Source organism: Ramlibacter sp. AN1133 (assembly GCF_037890035.1).
In the GTDB taxonomy this organism is placed as follows: Bacteria; Pseudomonadota; Gammaproteobacteria; order Burkholderiales; family Burkholderiaceae_C; genus Ramlibacter.
In genome coordinates, this window is the sequence record NZ_JBBKTQ010000022.1 from 25,464 (window position 1) to 41,146 (window position 15,683).

15 protein-coding genes and 2 tRNA genes are annotated in these 15,683 nt (G+C 68.9%); 11 read left to right on the forward strand and 6 right to left on the reverse strand.

All coding sequences use genetic code 11. The features are described 5' to 3' along the window. Positions 1–178: 178 nt before the first annotated feature. Together WG923_RS23625 and hrcA are read right to left on the reverse strand one after the other, a co-directional pair. A tRNA-Ile gene (locus tag WG923_RS23625) sits at positions 179–255 on the reverse strand. A 144-nt stretch (positions 256–399) separates the two neighbouring features. After that, entirely contained in the window at positions 400–1,422 is a 1,023-nt protein-coding gene (hrcA, locus tag WG923_RS23630) for a heat-inducible transcriptional repressor HrcA (protein ID WP_340353462.1), read from the reverse strand. A 50-nt stretch (positions 1,423–1,472) separates the two neighbouring features. Here hrcA and WG923_RS23635 point away from each other — a divergent pair, with 50 nt between their 5' ends. The 3 genes from WG923_RS23635 to rapZ are packed head-to-tail and all read left to right on the forward strand — an operon-like array spanning position 1,473 to position 4,951. Continuing rightward, a complete protein-coding gene (locus tag WG923_RS23635) occupies positions 1,473–2,366 on the forward strand; it encodes an NAD kinase (protein ID WP_340353463.1) in 894 nt (297 codons plus the stop codon). A gap of 19 nt (positions 2,367–2,385) precedes the next feature. Beyond that, positions 2,386–4,050, forward strand: coding sequence for a DNA repair protein RecN (gene recN, locus WG923_RS23640; RefSeq protein WP_340353464.1), 1,665 nt, complete (start codon positions 2,386–2,388; stop codon positions 4,048–4,050). Positions 4,051–4,057: 7 nt separating this feature from the next. Beyond that, positions 4,058–4,951: an RNase adapter RapZ gene (rapZ, locus tag WG923_RS23645; RefSeq protein ID WP_340353465.1), complete on the forward strand. Its 894-nt coding sequence runs from the start codon at positions 4,058–4,060 to the stop codon at positions 4,949–4,951. Positions 4,952–5,032: 81 nt separating this feature from the next. Here the strand turns inward: rapZ and mutY are convergent, their stop codons facing one another. Genes mutY through mutM form a run of 3 tightly spaced genes read right to left on the reverse strand, consistent with a single transcriptional unit; the run spans position 5,033 to position 8,954 of the window. Next, a complete protein-coding gene (mutY, locus tag WG923_RS23650) occupies positions 5,033–6,133 on the reverse strand; it encodes an A/G-specific adenine glycosylase (RefSeq protein WP_340353466.1) in 1,101 nt (366 codons plus the stop codon). Next, on the reverse strand, positions 6,130–8,088 hold the full coding sequence (locus tag WG923_RS23655; protein WP_340353467.1) for a dynamin family protein: 1,959 nt from the start codon (positions 8,086–8,088) through the stop codon (positions 6,130–6,132). Before WG923_RS23655 ends, mutY begins: the two co-directional genes overlap by 4 nt. Positions 8,089–8,138: 50 nt before the next feature. After that, positions 8,139–8,954, reverse strand: a complete 816-nt coding sequence (mutM, locus tag WG923_RS23660; protein WP_340353468.1) for a bifunctional DNA-formamidopyrimidine glycosylase/DNA-(apurinic or apyrimidinic site) lyase — start codon at positions 8,952–8,954, stop codon at positions 8,139–8,141. A 95-nt stretch (positions 8,955–9,049) separates the two neighbouring features. Between mutM and WG923_RS23665 the strand changes: the two genes are divergently transcribed. The 8 genes from WG923_RS23665 (at position 9,050) to WG923_RS23700 (ending at position 15,252) form a co-directional block, all read left to right on the forward strand. After that, positions 9,050–10,783: a tetratricopeptide repeat protein gene (locus tag WG923_RS23665; RefSeq protein WP_340353469.1), complete on the forward strand. Its 1,734-nt coding sequence runs from the start codon at positions 9,050–9,052 to the stop codon at positions 10,781–10,783. Continuing rightward, positions 10,780–11,274, forward strand: a complete 495-nt coding sequence (locus WG923_RS23670) for an outer membrane lipoprotein LolB (protein ID WP_340353470.1) — start codon at positions 10,780–10,782, stop codon at positions 11,272–11,274. The genes WG923_RS23665 and WG923_RS23670 overlap by 4 nt, the downstream gene beginning before the upstream one ends. Positions 11,275–11,278: 4 nt before the next feature. Next, the gene (gene ispE / locus WG923_RS23675; protein WP_340353471.1) at positions 11,279–12,151 is read left to right on the forward strand and encodes a 4-(cytidine 5'-diphospho)-2-C-methyl-D-erythritol kinase; all 873 of its coding nucleotides are present in this window, start codon (positions 11,279–11,281) and stop codon (positions 12,149–12,151) included. Positions 12,152–12,171: 20 nt separating this feature from the next. Further along, a tRNA-Gln gene (locus WG923_RS23680) sits at positions 12,172–12,248 on the forward strand. A gap of 71 nt (positions 12,249–12,319) precedes the next feature. Further along, entirely contained in the window at positions 12,320–13,303 is a 984-nt protein-coding gene (locus tag WG923_RS23685; RefSeq protein WP_340353472.1) for a ribose-phosphate pyrophosphokinase, read from the forward strand. A gap of 79 nt (positions 13,304–13,382) precedes the next feature. Further along, on the forward strand, positions 13,383–14,087 hold the full coding sequence (locus WG923_RS23690) for a 50S ribosomal protein L25/general stress protein Ctc (protein ID WP_340353473.1): 705 nt from the start codon (positions 13,383–13,385) through the stop codon (positions 14,085–14,087). 126 nt (positions 14,088–14,213) lie between these two features. Further along, the gene (gene pth, locus WG923_RS23695) at positions 14,214–14,819 is read left to right on the forward strand and encodes an aminoacyl-tRNA hydrolase (RefSeq protein ID WP_340353474.1); all 606 of its coding nucleotides are present in this window, start codon (positions 14,214–14,216) and stop codon (positions 14,817–14,819) included. 31 nt (positions 14,820–14,850) lie between these two features. Beyond that, a complete protein-coding gene (locus WG923_RS23700) occupies positions 14,851–15,252 on the forward strand; it encodes a hypothetical protein (protein WP_340353475.1) in 402 nt (133 codons plus the stop codon). An 83-nt stretch (positions 15,253–15,335) separates the two neighbouring features. Here WG923_RS23700 and WG923_RS23705 read toward each other — a convergent pair whose 3' ends face one another. Continuing rightward, positions 15,336–15,650, reverse strand: a complete 315-nt coding sequence (locus WG923_RS23705; protein ID WP_340353476.1) for a YfhL family 4Fe-4S dicluster ferredoxin — start codon at positions 15,648–15,650, stop codon at positions 15,336–15,338. Positions 15,651–15,683 lie beyond the last annotated feature (33 nt).

Here is a 15,683-nt window from a genome sequence, read left to right on the forward strand (position 1 = left end):
GTCAGGTGATCCAAGTCAAGGAATGACCGGTGTCGGACATTGGAGACGAGGGACATTCGTGCGTTGCGGGGATGTTCGCGTGGCCAGCACAGGCGATCCGGATCACTGGAGATCCGCAATGGTCGGATCGGCGCTGGTGCGTGTGGAGCACCCGGTGCAATGGCACCGCGCATCGCGCTGGTAGGCCGTGCTGGACTTGAACCAGCGACCAAGGGATTATGAGTCCCCTGCTCTGACCAACTGAGCTAACGGCCCGCCAGGGGGGATTGTAGGAGTGCGGGTGGGGTCGGGGCCCGGAGCGGCGCTTTCGCGCCGTGGATTCCCGCCAGCGCGGGAATGACCGGAATGGGGCGGGGATGACGGGGGAGAGGCGCGGGAATGACGACGCGCAATGGATCGTCAGGACCCCGATCCACCCCCCTTGTGGCTCAGCGCATTGCTCACCAGCTTCGACGTGATGTCCACGATCTGGATCATCCGGTCGTACGCCATGCGCGTCGGCCCGATCACGCCCAGCGTGCCCACCACGTGCCCGTCCACCTCGTACGGCGCACTCACCACCGACAGCTCCTCGAAGGGCACGATGTGGCTCTCGCCGCCGATGAAGATGCGCACGCCGTCGGCCTGGCTCGACACGTCCAGCAGGCGCATCAGCTGCGCCTTCTGCTCGAACAGCTCGAAAGCGTGGCGCAGGTGCGTCATGTCGCTGGCGAAGTCGGTCACGGCCAGCAGGTTGCGCTCGCCCGAGATCACGACCTCTTCCTGGTCCTGCTGCATCGCCTGCGAACTCTCCTCCACCGCGGTCTGCATCAGCGTGACGATCTCGCCGCGCAGCTGCTCCACCTCGCCCTTGAGGCGCTCGCGGACCTGCTCGATGCTCAGGCCCGCATAGTTGGCATTGAGGAAGTTGGCCGCCTCCTGCAGCTGCGGCTGGCTGTAGTCCACATTGGTGTGGACCACGCGGTTCTGCACGTCGCCCTCCGGCGACACGATGATCAGCAGGAAGCGCCGCTCCGACAGCCGCAGGAATTCGACGTGGCGGAACACCGAGCTGCGCCGCGGGGCCACCACCACGCCCACGAACTGCGACAGGTTCGACAGCATCTGCGCCGCATGCGCGATCACCTTCTGCGGCTGGTCGGGCGGCAGGGAGGGGGCCGCGAGCATGTCGTCGCGCCGGGCCGTCAGCATGGTGTCGACGAACAGGCGGTAGCCGCGCGCCGTGGGAATGCGCCCGGCGGAGGTGTGCGGGCTGGCGACCAGGCCCAGTTCCTCCAGGTCCGACATCACGTTGCGGATGGTGGCCGGCGACAACTCCAGCCCGGAGGCGCGCGAGAGCGTGCGCGAGCCCACCGGCTGGCCTTCGGCGATGTAGCGCTCGATCAGCGTTTTCAGCAGCAGCTTGGCGCGGTCGTCGAGCATGGTGGGACAGGGTAAGGCTTGCGCGGCAATTTTAGTGATGTAATTTGCCGATGAAATCCATCTTCCGGCAGGTTGCCCTGATCGGCAAGTACCACGCCGCCGTGGCGCCGGCACTGGCCGCGACGATGCGCACCGCGCTGGAGGAGATTGCGGAATTCTTGACATGCCAGGGCTGCCAGGTGGTGGTGGAACGCGACACCGCCGCCGTTTCGGAGATCAGCGGCTACCCCACCGCCGATGTTCCCGGCATCGGCTCGCAATGCGACCTGGGCGTGGTGGTGGGCGGCGACGGCACCATGCTGGGCATCGGCCGGCAGCTCGCCCGCCACGGCACGCCCCTGGTGGGCGTCAACCAGGGGCGCCTGGGCTTCATCACCGACATCCCCCTGGACCAGTACCGCACCGTGCTGCCGCCCATGCTGGCCGGCGAGTACGACGAGGACCACCGCACGCTCATGCACGCCATCGTGATGCGCGACGGCCACGCCGTCTTCGATGCCCTGGCGCTGAACGACGTGGTCGTGAACCGCGGCGCCACCTCCGGCATGGTCGAACTGCGCATCGAGGTGGACGGGCATTTCGTCTCGCGCCAGCGCGCCGATGGCCTGATCGTCGCCACGCCGACCGGGTCCACGGCCTATGCCCTGTCCGCCGGCGGGCCCCTGTTGCATCCATCCAACCCCGGCTGGGTGCTGGTGCCGATCGCGCCCCACACGCTGTCGAACCGGCCCATCGTGCTGCCCGATTCGGCCGAAATCGCGATCGAACTGGTCGCCGGGCGCGACGCCAGCGCAAACTTCGACATGCAGTCGCTGGCCTCGCTGTTGCACGGCGACCGCATCACCGTGCGCCGCTCCCAGCACCGGGTACGATTCCTGCACCCCAGGGGTTGGAGCTACTTCGACACGCTCCGCAAGAAAATGCACTGGAACGAAGGCGCCTGAGCGCCGACACTGCGGGACCATGAGCCTCAAACGCATCGCCCTGCGCGACTTCGTGATCGTCCGCGAGCTGGAACTCGACCTGGCGGACGGCTTTTCCGTGCTCACCGGCGAAACGGGCGCGGGCAAGTCGATCCTGGTCGATGCGCTGCAGCTCGCCCTGGGCGCCCGCGCCGAGGCCACCGTCGTGCGCGAGGGCGCACCCCGCGCGGAGATCACCGCCGAATTCGACCTGCCTGCCTCCCTGCTGCCGTGGCTGCAGGAAGCCGGTTTCGACTCGGCCGATGCCTTGCTGTTGCGCCGCACCGTCGACAACCAGGGCAAGAGCCGCGCCTGGATCAATGGCAGCGCGGCCACGGCCACCCAGTTGCGCGAGGTCGGCGACCACCTGGTCGACATCCACGGCCAGCACGCGTGGCAGAGCCTCACGCGGCCGGCCTCGGTGCGCAGCCTGCTCGATGGCTATGCGGGCGTGAACACCGAGAAGCTGCAGCAGCTGTGGACGGTCTGGCGCTCGGCGCAGAAGACGCTGGCCGACGCGCGCGCCGCGCAGGATTCGCTGCAGCGCGAACGCGAGCGCCTGGCCTGGCAGATCGGCGAGGTCGACAAGCTCGCGCCCGGCGCCGACGAGTGGGACGAGCTCAACGCCAGCCACACGCGCCTGTCGCACGCGCAGGCCTTGCTCGATGCCGCGCAGGGCGCGCAGGAACTGCTCGATGCCGACGAAGGCAGCGCCCGCCGGCCGCTCGCGCAGGCGGTCGATGCGCTGCGCGCGCAGGAACACCTCGAGCCGCAATTCCGCGAGATCGCCGAGGTGCTGGGCTCCAGCCTGGCGCAGCTCGAAGACGCGGCGCACTCGCTGCATGCGTACCTGCGCAAGACCGACCTCGATCCCGAGCGGCTGGCGGAACTCGACGAGCGCATGTCGCTGTGGGTTTCCCTCTCGCGGCGCTACAAGCGCACGCCGGCGGAGCTGCCGGCGCTGCTCGCGTCCTGGAAGGACGAACTCGCGAAGCTCGATGCGGCCGCCGACCTCGCGGCACTGGAAGCCGCGGAAAAGCGCGAGCAGGAGGCCTTCCTGGCCGAGGCACGGGCGCTGTCGAAGGCGCGCACGAAGGCCGCGCCGCAGCTCGCCAAGGCCGTCACGCAAGCGATGCAGGGCCTGGGCATGCAGGGCGGCCGCTTCGAAGTGGCGCTGGAGAAGGCCGAGGGCCCCAGCGCGCACGGACTGGAAGAAGTGAGCTTCCTGGTCGCGGGCCACGCCGGCAGCACGCCGCGCCCGGTGGGCAAGGTCGCCTCGGGCGGCGAGCTCTCGCGCATCGCACTGGCGATCGCCGTCACCACCAGCCGGCTCGGCGAAGCGCAGACGCTGATCTTCGACGAGGTCGATTCCGGCGTCGGCGGGGCGGTGGCCGAGACGGTGGGGCGCCTGATGAAGCAGCTCGGGCGCGACCGCCAGGTGCTGGCCGTCACGCACCTGCCGCAGGTCGCGGCCTGCGCGGATCACCATCTCGTCGTCGCCAAGCAGGCGCGGGCCAAGGGCGTCGAGAGCAGCGTCGCAGGCGTGGAAGGCGAGCAGCGCGTCGCGGAGATCGCGCGCATGCTGGGGGGCGAGCGCCTCTCCGGCACGACGCTGGCGCACGCCAAGGAAATGCTCGGCGACGCCGCGGCGGCGCGGGAAAGCTGAGGCCGCCATGTCGCTGGAGCTCGTCCTCATCACAGGCATGTCGGGCTCGGGCAAGTCGGTGGCACTGCGCGCGCTGGAAGACGCCGGCTACTTCTGCGTCGACAACCTGCCGCCGGAACTGCTGCTGGATTTCACCGAACTGGAGGAGCGCAACGCGCGGCGCCGCGTGGCGATCGCCATGGACGTGCGCACGGCCACCTCGCTGCCGCTGGTGCCGGGCCACCTGCGCGAGCTGGTGCACCGCGGCGTCGCCGTGCGGCCGCTGTTCCTCGACGCCAGCACGGATACGCTGGTGCGCCGGTTCTCCGAGACGCGCCGGCGCCACCCGCTGTCCAAGACGGCGGTGGAAACCGATGGCGACCAGCACCGCGCCGTGGTGGAAGCGATCGAGCTGGAGCGCGAACTGCTCTCCGACCTGCGCGAGCGCGCCCACGTGATCGATACCAGCGTGCTGCGCGCCTCGCAACTGCAGGAGTACGTGAAGTCGCTGCTGTCGGCGCCGCTGGCGCAGCTGACGCTGGTGTTCGAGTCGTTCTCGTACAAGCGCGGAATCCCGCTGGACGCGGACTACATCTTCGACGTGCGCATGCTGCCGAACCCGCATTACGAGCCGGAGCTGCGGGACCTCACAGGCATGGATGCGCCCGTCGTCGAATACCTCGAGAAGCACCAGGAGGTGCAGGACATGTTCGCGGACATCGCGGGCTTCCTGGACAACTGGATGCAGCCGCTGGCGCGCAACCACCGCAGCTATGTCACGGTGGGCATCGGCTGCACGGGCGGGCAGCACCGCTCGGTGTACCTGGTGGAGCGGCTGTGCGCGGAGTTCGGCGAGAAGTGGACGACGCTCAAGCGCCATCGGGAGATGGGGAACCGTCGCAGCAGCGACAAGGCTTCGTAGGCTGGCGGTGACGCGCGAAGCGCCGGAACCCCAGCGCTGGGGTTCGCGCGCTGCGCGGCTCACCGTCCCCTTCGGGCCAGCCTACGCGTTCTCCAGGAACCTGCGCACCGGAGCAGGCAATCCGAGCGCCGGCCACTCCTTCGATGCGAACCACGCGCCCTCCCCCGCCTGCCAGTCGGGCGAAAGCACCGCCTCCACCGGATGCAGGTGCAGGTCCTTGTGCGTGAGCACATGCACGAACGGCTCGACGTCGCGCAGCTTGCGGCGTGAGGCTGGAGGCAGCACCTCCTCCAGCGCATCCCGGCTCGCGAACACCGGCAGGCAATACAGGCCCGCCCATACGCCCGGCGTGGGCCGCTTCTGCAGCCACACCGCCCCATCGCCCGAATGCGCATGCAGCAGCCACAAGGACTCCGCGCTGCGCTGGAGCTTGCGCGTCTTCACCGGATACGCCTCCGGACGGCCCTCCCGCGCGGCGACGCACTGCGGCTGCACCGGGCAGATCAGGCAGCTCGGGTTGCGCGGCAGGCACACCGTGGCGCCGAGGTCCATCAGGCCCTGCGTGTAGCGCGGCATGTTCTCGTGCAGCTCGCGCGCGGGCAGCAGCGCACGCGCGTGGTCCCACAGCGCGCGCTCGTTCGCACCGGCGCTCAGGTCCTCGCCGAATCCCAGCACGCGCGTGAGCACGCGCTTGACGTTGCCGTCCAGGATCGCGGCACGCTCGCCGAAGCAGAAGGAGGAGATTGCCGCCGCCGTCGAAGGCCCGATGCCGGGCAGCGACTGCAGTTCGAGGGCCGTGCGCGGAAACGAGCCGCCATGCCGGCCCACCACCTCCTGCGCGCAACGATGCAGGTTGCGCGCGCGGCTGTAGTAGCCCAGGCCGCTCCACGCCGCCAGCACGTCGTCGAGCGGCGCCGCGGCGAGCGCGGACACGTCGGGGAAGCGCGCGAGGAAGCGCTCGTAGTAGCCGAGGACCGCCGCGACCTGCGTCTGCTGCAGCATGATTTCCGACAGCCACACGCGGTACGGATCGCGCGTGTTCTGCCAGGGAAGCTCGTTGCGGCCGTGCGTGCGCTGCCAGCGCACCACGCGGCCGGAGAAACCAGCCGCTTCACACGAACCCCCGGCCTGCGGCTTCCGGTGCTCGCCCTTGGGGCGGCCCGGCGGGCTCGCGTCCGTCATGCCATCTTGAGCGCAGGCTGCGCCGCCGCCGGCCCGGCGGGCGTATGCGACAGGTGCGAGGTCAGTTCGGCGAGCTTCAGATCGAGCTGGTCCAGCGCCAGCTCCTGCGCCTCGATCTCGGCGATGCGGTCGTCGAGGCCGCTCGCGGCCTGCTGGATGCGCTCGATGGCCTCCAGCCGGCGGCCGAAGTTGCGGCGCCGCTCGCGCAATTGCGCATCGAGCTGCGCGGCCGCGGACTTGTTCCACAGCTCCACTTCGCCCAGCGCCGATTCGTAGATCACGCGCAGGCGCGTGGCCAGCGCGCGCACCAGGCGATCCGCGAACTCGGGCTGCGCGAGGCGCAGCGCGTTGCTCACGCCCAGGTACTGGTTGTGGCTGCGCTCGACGAGGTCGAGATCGCGTTCGTAGCGGGCCAGGTCCGGCTCGCGCGGCGCCTGCAGCGAGAAGCCGTATTCCGCATTGAGCTGGCGGAAGGTGCCCGTGAGCATGGTCTGGATCTCGTCGCTCACCTTGCCGGCCTTGCGCAGGCCGTCGCGCAGGCGGTCGAAGGTCTTGCCGTAGGCCTTGCGCACGCCGAGCTTCAGGCCCGGCTGGCGCAGGGCGTCGGTCAGTTCCTGCATCTCGGACTTCAGGGCCGCGGTGCCCAGGAGGTTGAACACGTCGCGCAGCAGCTTCAGGTGCACCGAGCGCACCGCGTGGATCTTGGCGCCACTCGCGTCGAATTCGGCCTGCTCCTGCTCGATGCGCGCGCGCATGTGCTTGATGACCGACATGTTCTTGCCGCGCAGGCCCTTCAACTCCACCATCTGCTCGGCGAGGTCGCGCCGGCGGATGGAGAGGACCCGCGTGGCTTCGCCGCGCAGCTCGCCGATGTTGGCGGCCACCGAGGCGCGCAGGATCTTCTGCCGCTGCCCCAGCACGCCATGCGCCAGCGCCTGTTCCAGCTGCGGCAGGCGGCTGGCCTTGAGCAGGTCGGCATCGTCGTTGACCTTGGCGACCAGGCCCTTCTGGCCCGACACCGGGATGACCTGGTGCCGCTGCAGGCCCAGGATCTCCGCCGTGGTGGCGCGCTGGCGGTCGATCTGCGCCTGCACCTGCGCGGGAGTGCTCAAGGCATCCCACATGGTGTCGATCTTGTTCAGGACGACGAGGCGCGAATCGGCGTCGTTGTCCTCGGTGATGAGGTGCTCGCGCCAGATCTGCAGGTCCGACTTGGTCACGCCCGTGTCGGCGGCCAGGATGAACACCACCGCGTGCGCCTGCGGGATCAGGTTGACGGTCAGTTCGGGCTCGGCGCCGATCGCGTTCAAGCCCGGCGTATCGAGGATCACCAGCCCCTGCTTGAGCAGCGGGTGCGCGATGTTGATCAGCGCATGGCGCCACTTCGGGATCTCGATCAGGCCGTCGGAACCCATCATCGGGTTGTCCTCGGGGCTGTCGTCGTGCCAGAAGCCGAGCGCGCGGGCCTCCTCCACGGTGACGTGGCGGACTTCGGAGACCTTTTCGATGGCCTGCGAAAGCTGTTGCGGATCGTTGACGTCCAGGTCCACCCGGTGCCACTTCTCGGGCACCATGCGCCATTCCATCAGGGGCTGGGTGTGCAGCCGCGTCTCGATGGGCAGCAGGCGCAGGCACGGCGGCACCTCGGGGTCGTAACCCAGCTCCGTGGGGCACATCGTGGTGCGCCCGGCGCTGGCCGGCATGATGCGGCGCTTGTAGCCGGCGAAGAAGATCGCGTTGATCAGTTCCGACTTGCCGCGCGAGAACTCGGCGACGAAGGCCACCATCACCTTGTCGGTGCGCATCTGCGATTCGAGGCGGCGCAGGCGCTCCTCGACGGCGCTATCGAGGAGGTCGTGGTCCTTCAGCCATTCGGACAGCAGCTTCAGGCGCAATGCGAATTCGCGTCGCCACGCGCCGTGCTGATCGAATTGTTCGTTGAAGGATAGTGCCACTGAGAGAGTCCCGCCCCAGTTGACTATAGCATCGGGTCTTAAGGCGCCCTTCAGCCTTTCTGGCAGTTCCGGCAGAAATATGTCGCGCGCTGGCCCTGCCGGATCATCCGTATGGGCGCTTGACAGTTTCGGCATGGCTCGCCGGCCCGGTCGTAGACCATGGCTTCGAGCTGGAAGTAGCCGGATTCGCCCTGCGCGTTGGAGAAGTCGCGCAGCGTGCTTCCACCTTTTTCCACCGCCTTGGCGAGCACTTCGCGGATCGCCGCCTGCAGCCGGGCGGCGCGCGGCTTGCTGATGCGAAAAGCCGGCATCGTGGGCCGGATGCCGGCCAGGAACAGGGCTTCCGATGCGTAGATGTTGCCAACGCCTACGACGAGGTCGCCGGCCAGCAACACCTGCTTGATGGGGGCGCGGCGCGTCTTCAGGCCCGCGTGGAAGGCCTCCAGCGCGAAGTCCTCCCCCAGCGGCTCCACGCCCAGGCCGCCCAGCAGCTTGCGGGCCTGTGCGCCATCCTCGCCTTCGCAGAACACCACCGCACCGAAGCGGCGCGGGTCGTTCAGGCGCAACACGCCCAGCGTGGTCACCAGGTCGAAGTGGTCGTGCAGCGCCGCTTCGGGCAGGCCCGTGTCGAAGCGCAGGCTGCCGGACATGCCCAGGTGCAGCAGCAGCAGTCCGCGATCCAGATCGAGCAGCAGGTACTTGCCGCGCCGCCGCACGGCCGTCACCGTGCGCCCCACCAGCGCGGCGGGCTCGCAGCCGAGGGGCCAGCGCAGGGGCTTGCCCACGCGGACTTCCAGGATGCGGGCGCCGACGATGCGGTCGGCAAAACTGAGGCGCGTGACCTCGACTTCCGGCAGTTCGGGCATGGAAACGGTTGGGCGGCCCGTCCGAAACAGCAAGCAGCCGGAGGGGCCGCAAAATCACGTAGCGGCTTGGCGGGACGGGCCATTATCATGATTCGATGAAAAGATTCCCGAAGGCAGGGCTGCTGCTCCTGTGCTGTGCACTCGCGGGCCCCGTGCTCGCGCAGGGCACCTCGCCCCTCGTCGCCGCCGCGCCCGACAACAGCGGCATGGATGCCGAACTGTTCTACCAGCTGCTGCTGGGCGAGCTGAACGTGCGCAGCGCGGAACCCGCGGCCGGTTTCGCGCTGATCCTCGACGCCGCCCGCAAGACCACGGACCCGTCGCTGTACCAGCGCGCGGTGGAACTGGCGTTCGAGGCCCGCAACGGCGACGCCGCGCTGCAGGCCGCGCGCGCCTGGAAGCAGGCCTTCCCCAACTCGCGCGAGGCGAACCGCTACGTGCTGCAGATCCTGGTGGCCCTGAACCGGATCCCGGAAAGCGTCGAACCGCTGAAGACGGAAATCGCGCTGGCCGATGCCGGCGACCGCGCGGCGGTGATCGCGATGGCCCCGCGCATCTACGGGCGCGCCAGCGACAAGAAGCAGGCCGCCACGGTGATCGAGCAGGCGCTGGCCGACTACCTGAACCAGCCGGCCACCGCCGCCGCGGCCTGGAGCACGGTCGGCCGCATGCGCATGGCCGCGGGCGACATCGAGGGCGCGCTCGATGCCGCCAGGCGGGGCCAGGCGCTGAACGCCAAGGCCGAAGGCCCGGCGCTGCTGGCGCTGGAACTGATGGATCCCAAGGTGCCGCAGGCCGAAGTGCTGGTGCGCAGCTACCTGCAGAACCAGCCGCTGCCGGAAATCCGCATGGGCTATGCCCGCGCGCTGCTCGATGCCCAGCGCCACCAGGAGGCCCTGCAGCAGCTGCAGCTCGTGACGCGCGAGCGCCCGGAATTCCCGGAAGCCTGGCTGGCGCAAGGCACCCTGCTGGTGCAGGACAACCAGCTCGCCCAGGCCGAGACTTCGCTGCAGAAGTACATCCAGCTGGCGCAGTCGCAACCCGCCGGCGAGGAGCGCAGCCGCGGCCTTGCGCAGGCCTACCTGTCGATGGCGCAGGTGGCGGAAAAGCGCAAGGATTTCACGGCCGCCGGGGCCTGGCTGGACCGCATCGAGAACTCGCAGGACCTGATCGCGGCGCAGAACCGGCGCGCTTCCATCCTGGCACGCCAGGGCAAGATGGCCGAGGCCCGCAAGCTGATCCAGTCGCTGCCCGAGCGCACGCCGGCGGATGCCCGCCTGAAGATGTCGGCGGAGGTGGCGCTGCTGCGGGACAACAAGCAATACAAGCCGGCCTACGAGCTGCTGGCCCAGGCGGTGGAGAAGAACCCCAAGGACGCGGACCTCCTGTACGACCAGGCCATGATGGCGGAGAAGCTCAACGAGTTCGCCGACATGGAGCGGCTGCTGCGCCAGGTGATGGTGGTCAAGCCCGACTACCACCATGCGTACAACGCCCTGGGCTTCTCTTTCGCCGAACGCAACGTGCGCCTGCCCGAGGCCAAGCAGCTGATCCAGAAAGCCCTGGAATACGCCCCCGGCGACCCGTTCATCACCGACAGCCTCGGCTGGGTCGAGTTCCGCCTGGGCAACCGCGCGGAGGCGCTGCGCATCCTGCAAGGCGCCTACAAGGAGCGGCCGGACCCGGAGATCGCGGCCCACCTCGGTGAAGTGCTGTGGACGCTCGGCGAGCGCGCCCAGGCCGAGAAGGTCTGGCGCGAGGGCATGCTGCTGAACAACGAGAACGAGACGCTGCTGGAGACGATCAAGCGGCTGCGGGTCCGGCTGTGAGGGCACGGTTCCTTGGCGCGTGGCTGCTGGCCGCGCTGTGCGCCCTGTTGCTGGCCGCGTGCGCCACGCCGCCACGCCCGGTCGTGCCGCCCGGCACGCAGTTGTGGACCGGGCGCCTCGCGCTGAGCGTCGAAGGCCAGGCGGGCCAGTCGTTTTCGGCCGGCTTCGAGCTCAAGGGCGCGCCGGAGAACGGCGAGCTGAGCCTCTTCAATCCCCTGGGCGGCACCATCGCCGTGCTGGCCTGGGCGCCCGGCAGCGCCACGCTGCGCTCCGGCGGCAACACGCGCCAGTTCGATTCGCTGGAAGCCCTGGCCCAGGAGGCCACCGGCGCGCCGATCCCGATCGCGGCGCTGTTCGACTGGCTCGCCGGCAAGGCCACGCCCGTGGCGGGCTGGCAGGCCGACGTGAGCCAGGTCGCGGACGGCCGGCTGCGCGCGCGCCGCGTCGATCCGCCTCCCATCGCCGACCTGCGCGTCGCCTTCGACCATTGAGCGCATGCGCGCCCTGTACGACGTCGCCGCGCCGGCGAAGCTCAACCTCTTCCTGCACATCACGGGACGGCGCGACGACGGCTACCACCTGCTGCAGTCGGCCTTCATGCTGCTGGACTGGCACGACAGCCTGCATTTCGAGCTGCGCCCCGCGGGCGGCCTCAGCCGCGAAGACCTCGGTCCGGCACTGCCTGACGAAGACCTGACGCTGCGCGCCGCCCGTGCCCTCCAGCAGGCCACCGGCTGCACCGCCGGCGCCCACATCCAGGTGATGAAGCGCGTGCCTGCCGAAGCCGGCATGGGAGGTGGCTCCTCTGACGCGGCCAGCTGCCTGCTGGCGCTCAACCGCCTGTGGGGCCTGGGCCTGCCGGGGCCCGCGCTGGAGGCGATCGGCCTGAAGCTCGGCGCCGACGTCCCGTTCTTCCTGCGCGGGCGCAACGCCTGGGTGGAAGGCATCGGCGAGCGGATCCGCCCGATTTCCCTGCCGGCCGCCCGCTTCATCGTGGTCAAGCCGCCCCGCGGGTTGTCGACAGCCGACATCTTCCGTCACCCCGCGCTGCAACGGGACAGCACTGCTGCTACAATCGCAGGCTTTGCTGCAGATCCCTGGGGTTTCGGGCACAACAGCCTGGAGCCGGTGGCACGGCAACTCAACCCACAGGTGGGAGAGGCGCTGGAGTTCCTCGCCAGGCAGGGCCTGCGGGCCCGCATGACGGGCTCGGGCAGTGCGGTCTTCGCGCTGCTGCCGCCGGAAAATGTTCCGGCGCAGGTGCCGGCACGCTGGGCCCAGGAGGGCTGGGTGGTGCGGGAATGCGGCAATATGGAGGTTCATCCCCTGGTGGGATGGGCGTCCAGCGACGATTCGGTTGACAGCTGATTGCGGCTGCCGACCCGTGTAGGGGAGTCGCCAAGTTGGTTAAGGCACTGGATTTTGATTCCAGCATGCGAGGGTTCGAGTCCTTCCTCCCCTGCCAAACCAGTCGTTAAGACGTCGCAGGACGGGCCCACGGGCCCGGCCTTCGACTGACAAAGGCGTCCGATCCTCATGCAGCAGGCTGCTCCACCCACCCCCGACTTCATGGTCTTCACCGGCAATGCCAATCCGGCATTGGCCGAGGAGATCGCGCGCCACCTGGGCATCTCGCTGGGGGCCGCGACGGTGGGCCGGTTCTCGGACGGCGAAGTCACGGTGGAGATCAACACGAACGTGCGCGCACGCGACGTCTTCGTGGTGCAGTCCACCTGCGCGCCGACCAACGACACGCTGATGGAACTGCTGATCATGGTCGACGCGCTCAAGCGCGCCTCGGCCGAGCGCATCAGCGCCGTGATCCCCTACTACGGCTATGCCCGCCAGGACCGCCGGCCGCGCTCCACCCGCGTGCCGATCTCGGCCAAGGTGGTTGCCAACCTGCTGCAGACCGTGGGCGTCGCCCGCGTGCTCACCATGGACCTGCACGCCGACCAGATCCAGGGCTTCTTCGACATCCCGGTCGACAACATCTATGCCTCGCCGGTGCTGCTGCGCGACCTGCGCACCAAGAACTACGAGGACCTGATCGTCGTCTCGCCGGACGTCGGCGGCGTGGTGCGCGCCCGCGCGCTGGCCAAGCAGCTGAACACCGACCTCGCCATCATCGACAAGCGCCGCCCGAAGGCCAACGTCTCGGAAGTGATGCACGTCATCGGCGAGATCGAGGGCCGCAACTGCGTGATCATGGACGACATGATCGACACCGCCGGCACGCTGGTGAAGGCCGCCGAGGTGCTCAAGGAGCGCGGCGCCAAGCACGTGTACGCGTACTGCACGCACCCGATCTTCTCGGGGCCCGCCATCGACCGCATCACGAAGGGCACCGCGCTCGACGAGGTCGTGGTGACCAACACGATTCCCCTGTCCGACACCGCGCGCGCCTGCGCGAAGGTGCGCCAGGTTTCCGTCGCCTCGCTGATCGCCGAAACGATCCAGCGCATCGCCAAGGGCGAATCGGTCATGAGCCTTTTCTCGGAGCAGGTCGACCTGTTCTGAGCCATGCCGCCTCCTTCACGGGGGGCTTTTTTGAACCGGCAGCGCACTGGTCGCGGTGCTTGCCGAATTGGAGATCGTCATGAAATTCGTCGCTTTCGAGCGCGCCAAGCAGGGTACGGGTGCGAGCCGCCGTCTCCGCAACGTGGGCAAGACGCCCGGCATCGTCTACGGTGGCGAGGGCCAGCCCCAGCTCATCGAACTGGACCACAACGCCCTGTGGCACGCCCTGAAGAAGGAAGCGTTCCACTCGTCGATCCTGGACATGGAACTCGGCGGCGCCAGCGCCAAGGTGCTGCTGCGCGACGTGCAGTACCACCCGTTCAAGCAGCAGGTGCAGCACATCGACTTCCAGCGCGTGGACGCCAACACCCGCCTGCACATGAAGGTGCCGGTGCACTACAAGAACTCCGAAGAGTCGGATGCGGTCAAGCTGGACCACTGCCTGGTCAACCCGGTCGTCAACGAACTGGACATCTCCTGCCTGCCGGCCGACCTGCCGGAATTCATCGAGATCGACCTGTCCGGCCTGAAGAAGGGCACCGTGCTGCACCTGAACGACGTGGCGCTGCCCAAGGGCGTGAAGGCCGTGACGCACGGCAAGCCGAACCCGGTGCTGGTGTCGGTGGTGACGCCGGCGGCGGAAGAGTCCGCTGCCGATGCCGCCGCCGCCGGTGCGGAAGGCGCCGCCCCGGTGGCCGCCGCCGCCGCTCCCGCTGCCAAGGCCGCTCCGGCCAAGGGCGGCAAGGACGCCAAGCCGGCCGCCAAGGCCCCGGCGAAGAAGTAATCACTTCGTCACCCCCGCGCAGGCGGGGGCCCAGAGAAAGCCCGCAGTCGCGGGCTTTTTTCTTGCTGCGTTGGCGACAATATTCCCTTCAGCGCCCCCGCGCTTCCCACTACCTTCCTCGCATCCATGATCAAGCTGTTTGTCGGCCTGGGAAACCCCGGGCCCGAGTACGAGGCCACCCGCCACAACGCCGGCTTCTGGTGGGTGGACGAACTCGCTCGCGAGCTGAAGGTGAACCTCGTGCACGATCGCGGCTACCAGGCGCGGGTGGCGCGCGCCAACGTGCATGGGCACACGCTCTGGTTGCTGGAGCCGCAGACCTTCATGAACCTGTCGGGGCGCTCGGTCGGGGCGCTGGCGCGCTTCTACAAGATCGAGCCCGAGGAGATCCTCGTCGTGCACGACGAACTCGACGTCGTGCCCGGCCAGGCCAAGCTGAAGTTCGGCGGCAGCCATGCGGGCCACAACGGCCTGCGCGACATCCACGCGCAGATCGGGCCCGACTACTGGCGCCTGCGCATCGGCATCGGCCACCCCGGCGTGAAGTCCGAGGTGACCAACTGGGTGCTGAAGAAGCCGGCGCCGGAGCAGCGCACGGCCATCGAGGAATGCATAGAGCGCACGCTCAAGGCCTTTCCGGCGCTCATGGCCGGCGAGATGGAGAAGGCCACCTTGATCGTGCACACGCACAAGGCGCCGCGGCCCAAGCCCCCGCGGCCCGAAGGGACCTGAAGAACCCCATCCACCTCGAGAAGGAGGCACCGTGACCCTGAAGACCCTGGTACTCGTCCTGGCCCTGGGCGCCGGCTCGGCTGGCGCCCAGACGGTCTGGCGCTGCGGCAACAGCTACAGCCAGCAGCCCTGCGCCGGCGGCACGCCCGTCTCGGTCTCCGAGCCGGTGACGGGGCGCGCCATGGCCATGCCCGTGGCCAACACGGACGCCAAGCTGGCCGCGGAGATGGAGAAATCACGCCTGGCGCAGGAGCGCAACGCGCCCAAGGCGATCGTGATCGGGCCGGTGGAGGCCCCGCCCTTGCCGGGTTCGGGCAAGGAGAAGGACGGCACGAAGCCGAAGGTCGGCAAGCTGGAGCAGTTCACCGCCGTTTCTCCGGGGCATCCGAAGGAGAAGAAGGCGAAGGCGAATAAAAAGAAGAAGGCCGACTGACTACCCTTGCTCCCTCCCCCTCCGGGGGAGGGTTGGGGTGGGGGCGCTCCCCGGCGCCGCGCCTCAGCGAGCGCCGCGTCCCCTCACCCCTGCCCTCTCCCAGGGGGAGAGGGAGGAACATCCGCGGGAGCGGTGGCGACTTCCTTCGTCGCTTCCCCCACCAGCCGGTGATACTTCTGCCACAGCGTCTCGCGGCTTTCCATCCGCTTCGGGTCGACCGGGATGCACGCCACGGGGCAGACCTGCACGCACTGGGGCTCGTCGAAGTGGCCGACGCATTCGGTGCAGCGGTCCGGATCGATCTGGTAGATCTCGGGACCGAGGAAGATGGCCTGGTTGGGGCACTCCGGCTCGCAGACATCGCAGTTGATGCACTCGTCGGTAATCAACAATGCCATGACGCTCTTGACTCCGGGGGCGGGAAGACTACT

What these genes read in the sequence shown, in the direction of transcription:
- hrcA (WP_340353462.1), bottom strand. Translation starts at nt 1,422, where the DNA reads ATGCTCGACGACCGCGCCAAGCTGCTGCTGAAAACGCTGATCGAGCGC.
- WG923_RS23635 (WP_340353463.1), top strand. Translation starts at nt 1,473, where the DNA reads ATGAAATCCATCTTCCGGCAGGTTGCCCTGATCGGCAAGTACCACGCC.
- recN (WP_340353464.1), top strand. Translation starts at nt 2,386, where the DNA reads ATGAGCCTCAAACGCATCGCCCTGCGCGACTTCGTGATCGTCCGCGAG.
- rapZ (WP_340353465.1), top strand. Translation starts at nt 4,058, where the DNA reads ATGTCGCTGGAGCTCGTCCTCATCACAGGCATGTCGGGCTCGGGCAAG.
- mutY (WP_340353466.1), bottom strand. Translation starts at nt 6,133, where the DNA reads ATGACGGACGCGAGCCCGCCGGGCCGCCCCAAGGGCGAGCACCGGAAG.
- mutM (WP_340353468.1), bottom strand. Translation starts at nt 8,954, where the DNA reads ATGCCCGAACTGCCGGAAGTCGAGGTCACGCGCCTCAGTTTTGCCGAC.
- WG923_RS23665 (WP_340353469.1), top strand. Translation starts at nt 9,050, where the DNA reads ATGAAAAGATTCCCGAAGGCAGGGCTGCTGCTCCTGTGCTGTGCACTC.
- ispE (WP_340353471.1), top strand. Translation starts at nt 11,279, where the DNA reads ATGCGCGCCCTGTACGACGTCGCCGCGCCGGCGAAGCTCAACCTCTTC.
- WG923_RS23685 (WP_340353472.1), top strand. Translation starts at nt 12,320, where the DNA reads ATGCAGCAGGCTGCTCCACCCACCCCCGACTTCATGGTCTTCACCGGC.
- WG923_RS23690 (WP_340353473.1), top strand. Translation starts at nt 13,383, where the DNA reads ATGAAATTCGTCGCTTTCGAGCGCGCCAAGCAGGGTACGGGTGCGAGC.
- pth (WP_340353474.1), top strand. Translation starts at nt 14,214, where the DNA reads ATGATCAAGCTGTTTGTCGGCCTGGGAAACCCCGGGCCCGAGTACGAG.
- WG923_RS23705 (WP_340353476.1), bottom strand. Translation starts at nt 15,650, where the DNA reads ATGGCATTGTTGATTACCGACGAGTGCATCAACTGCGATGTCTGCGAG.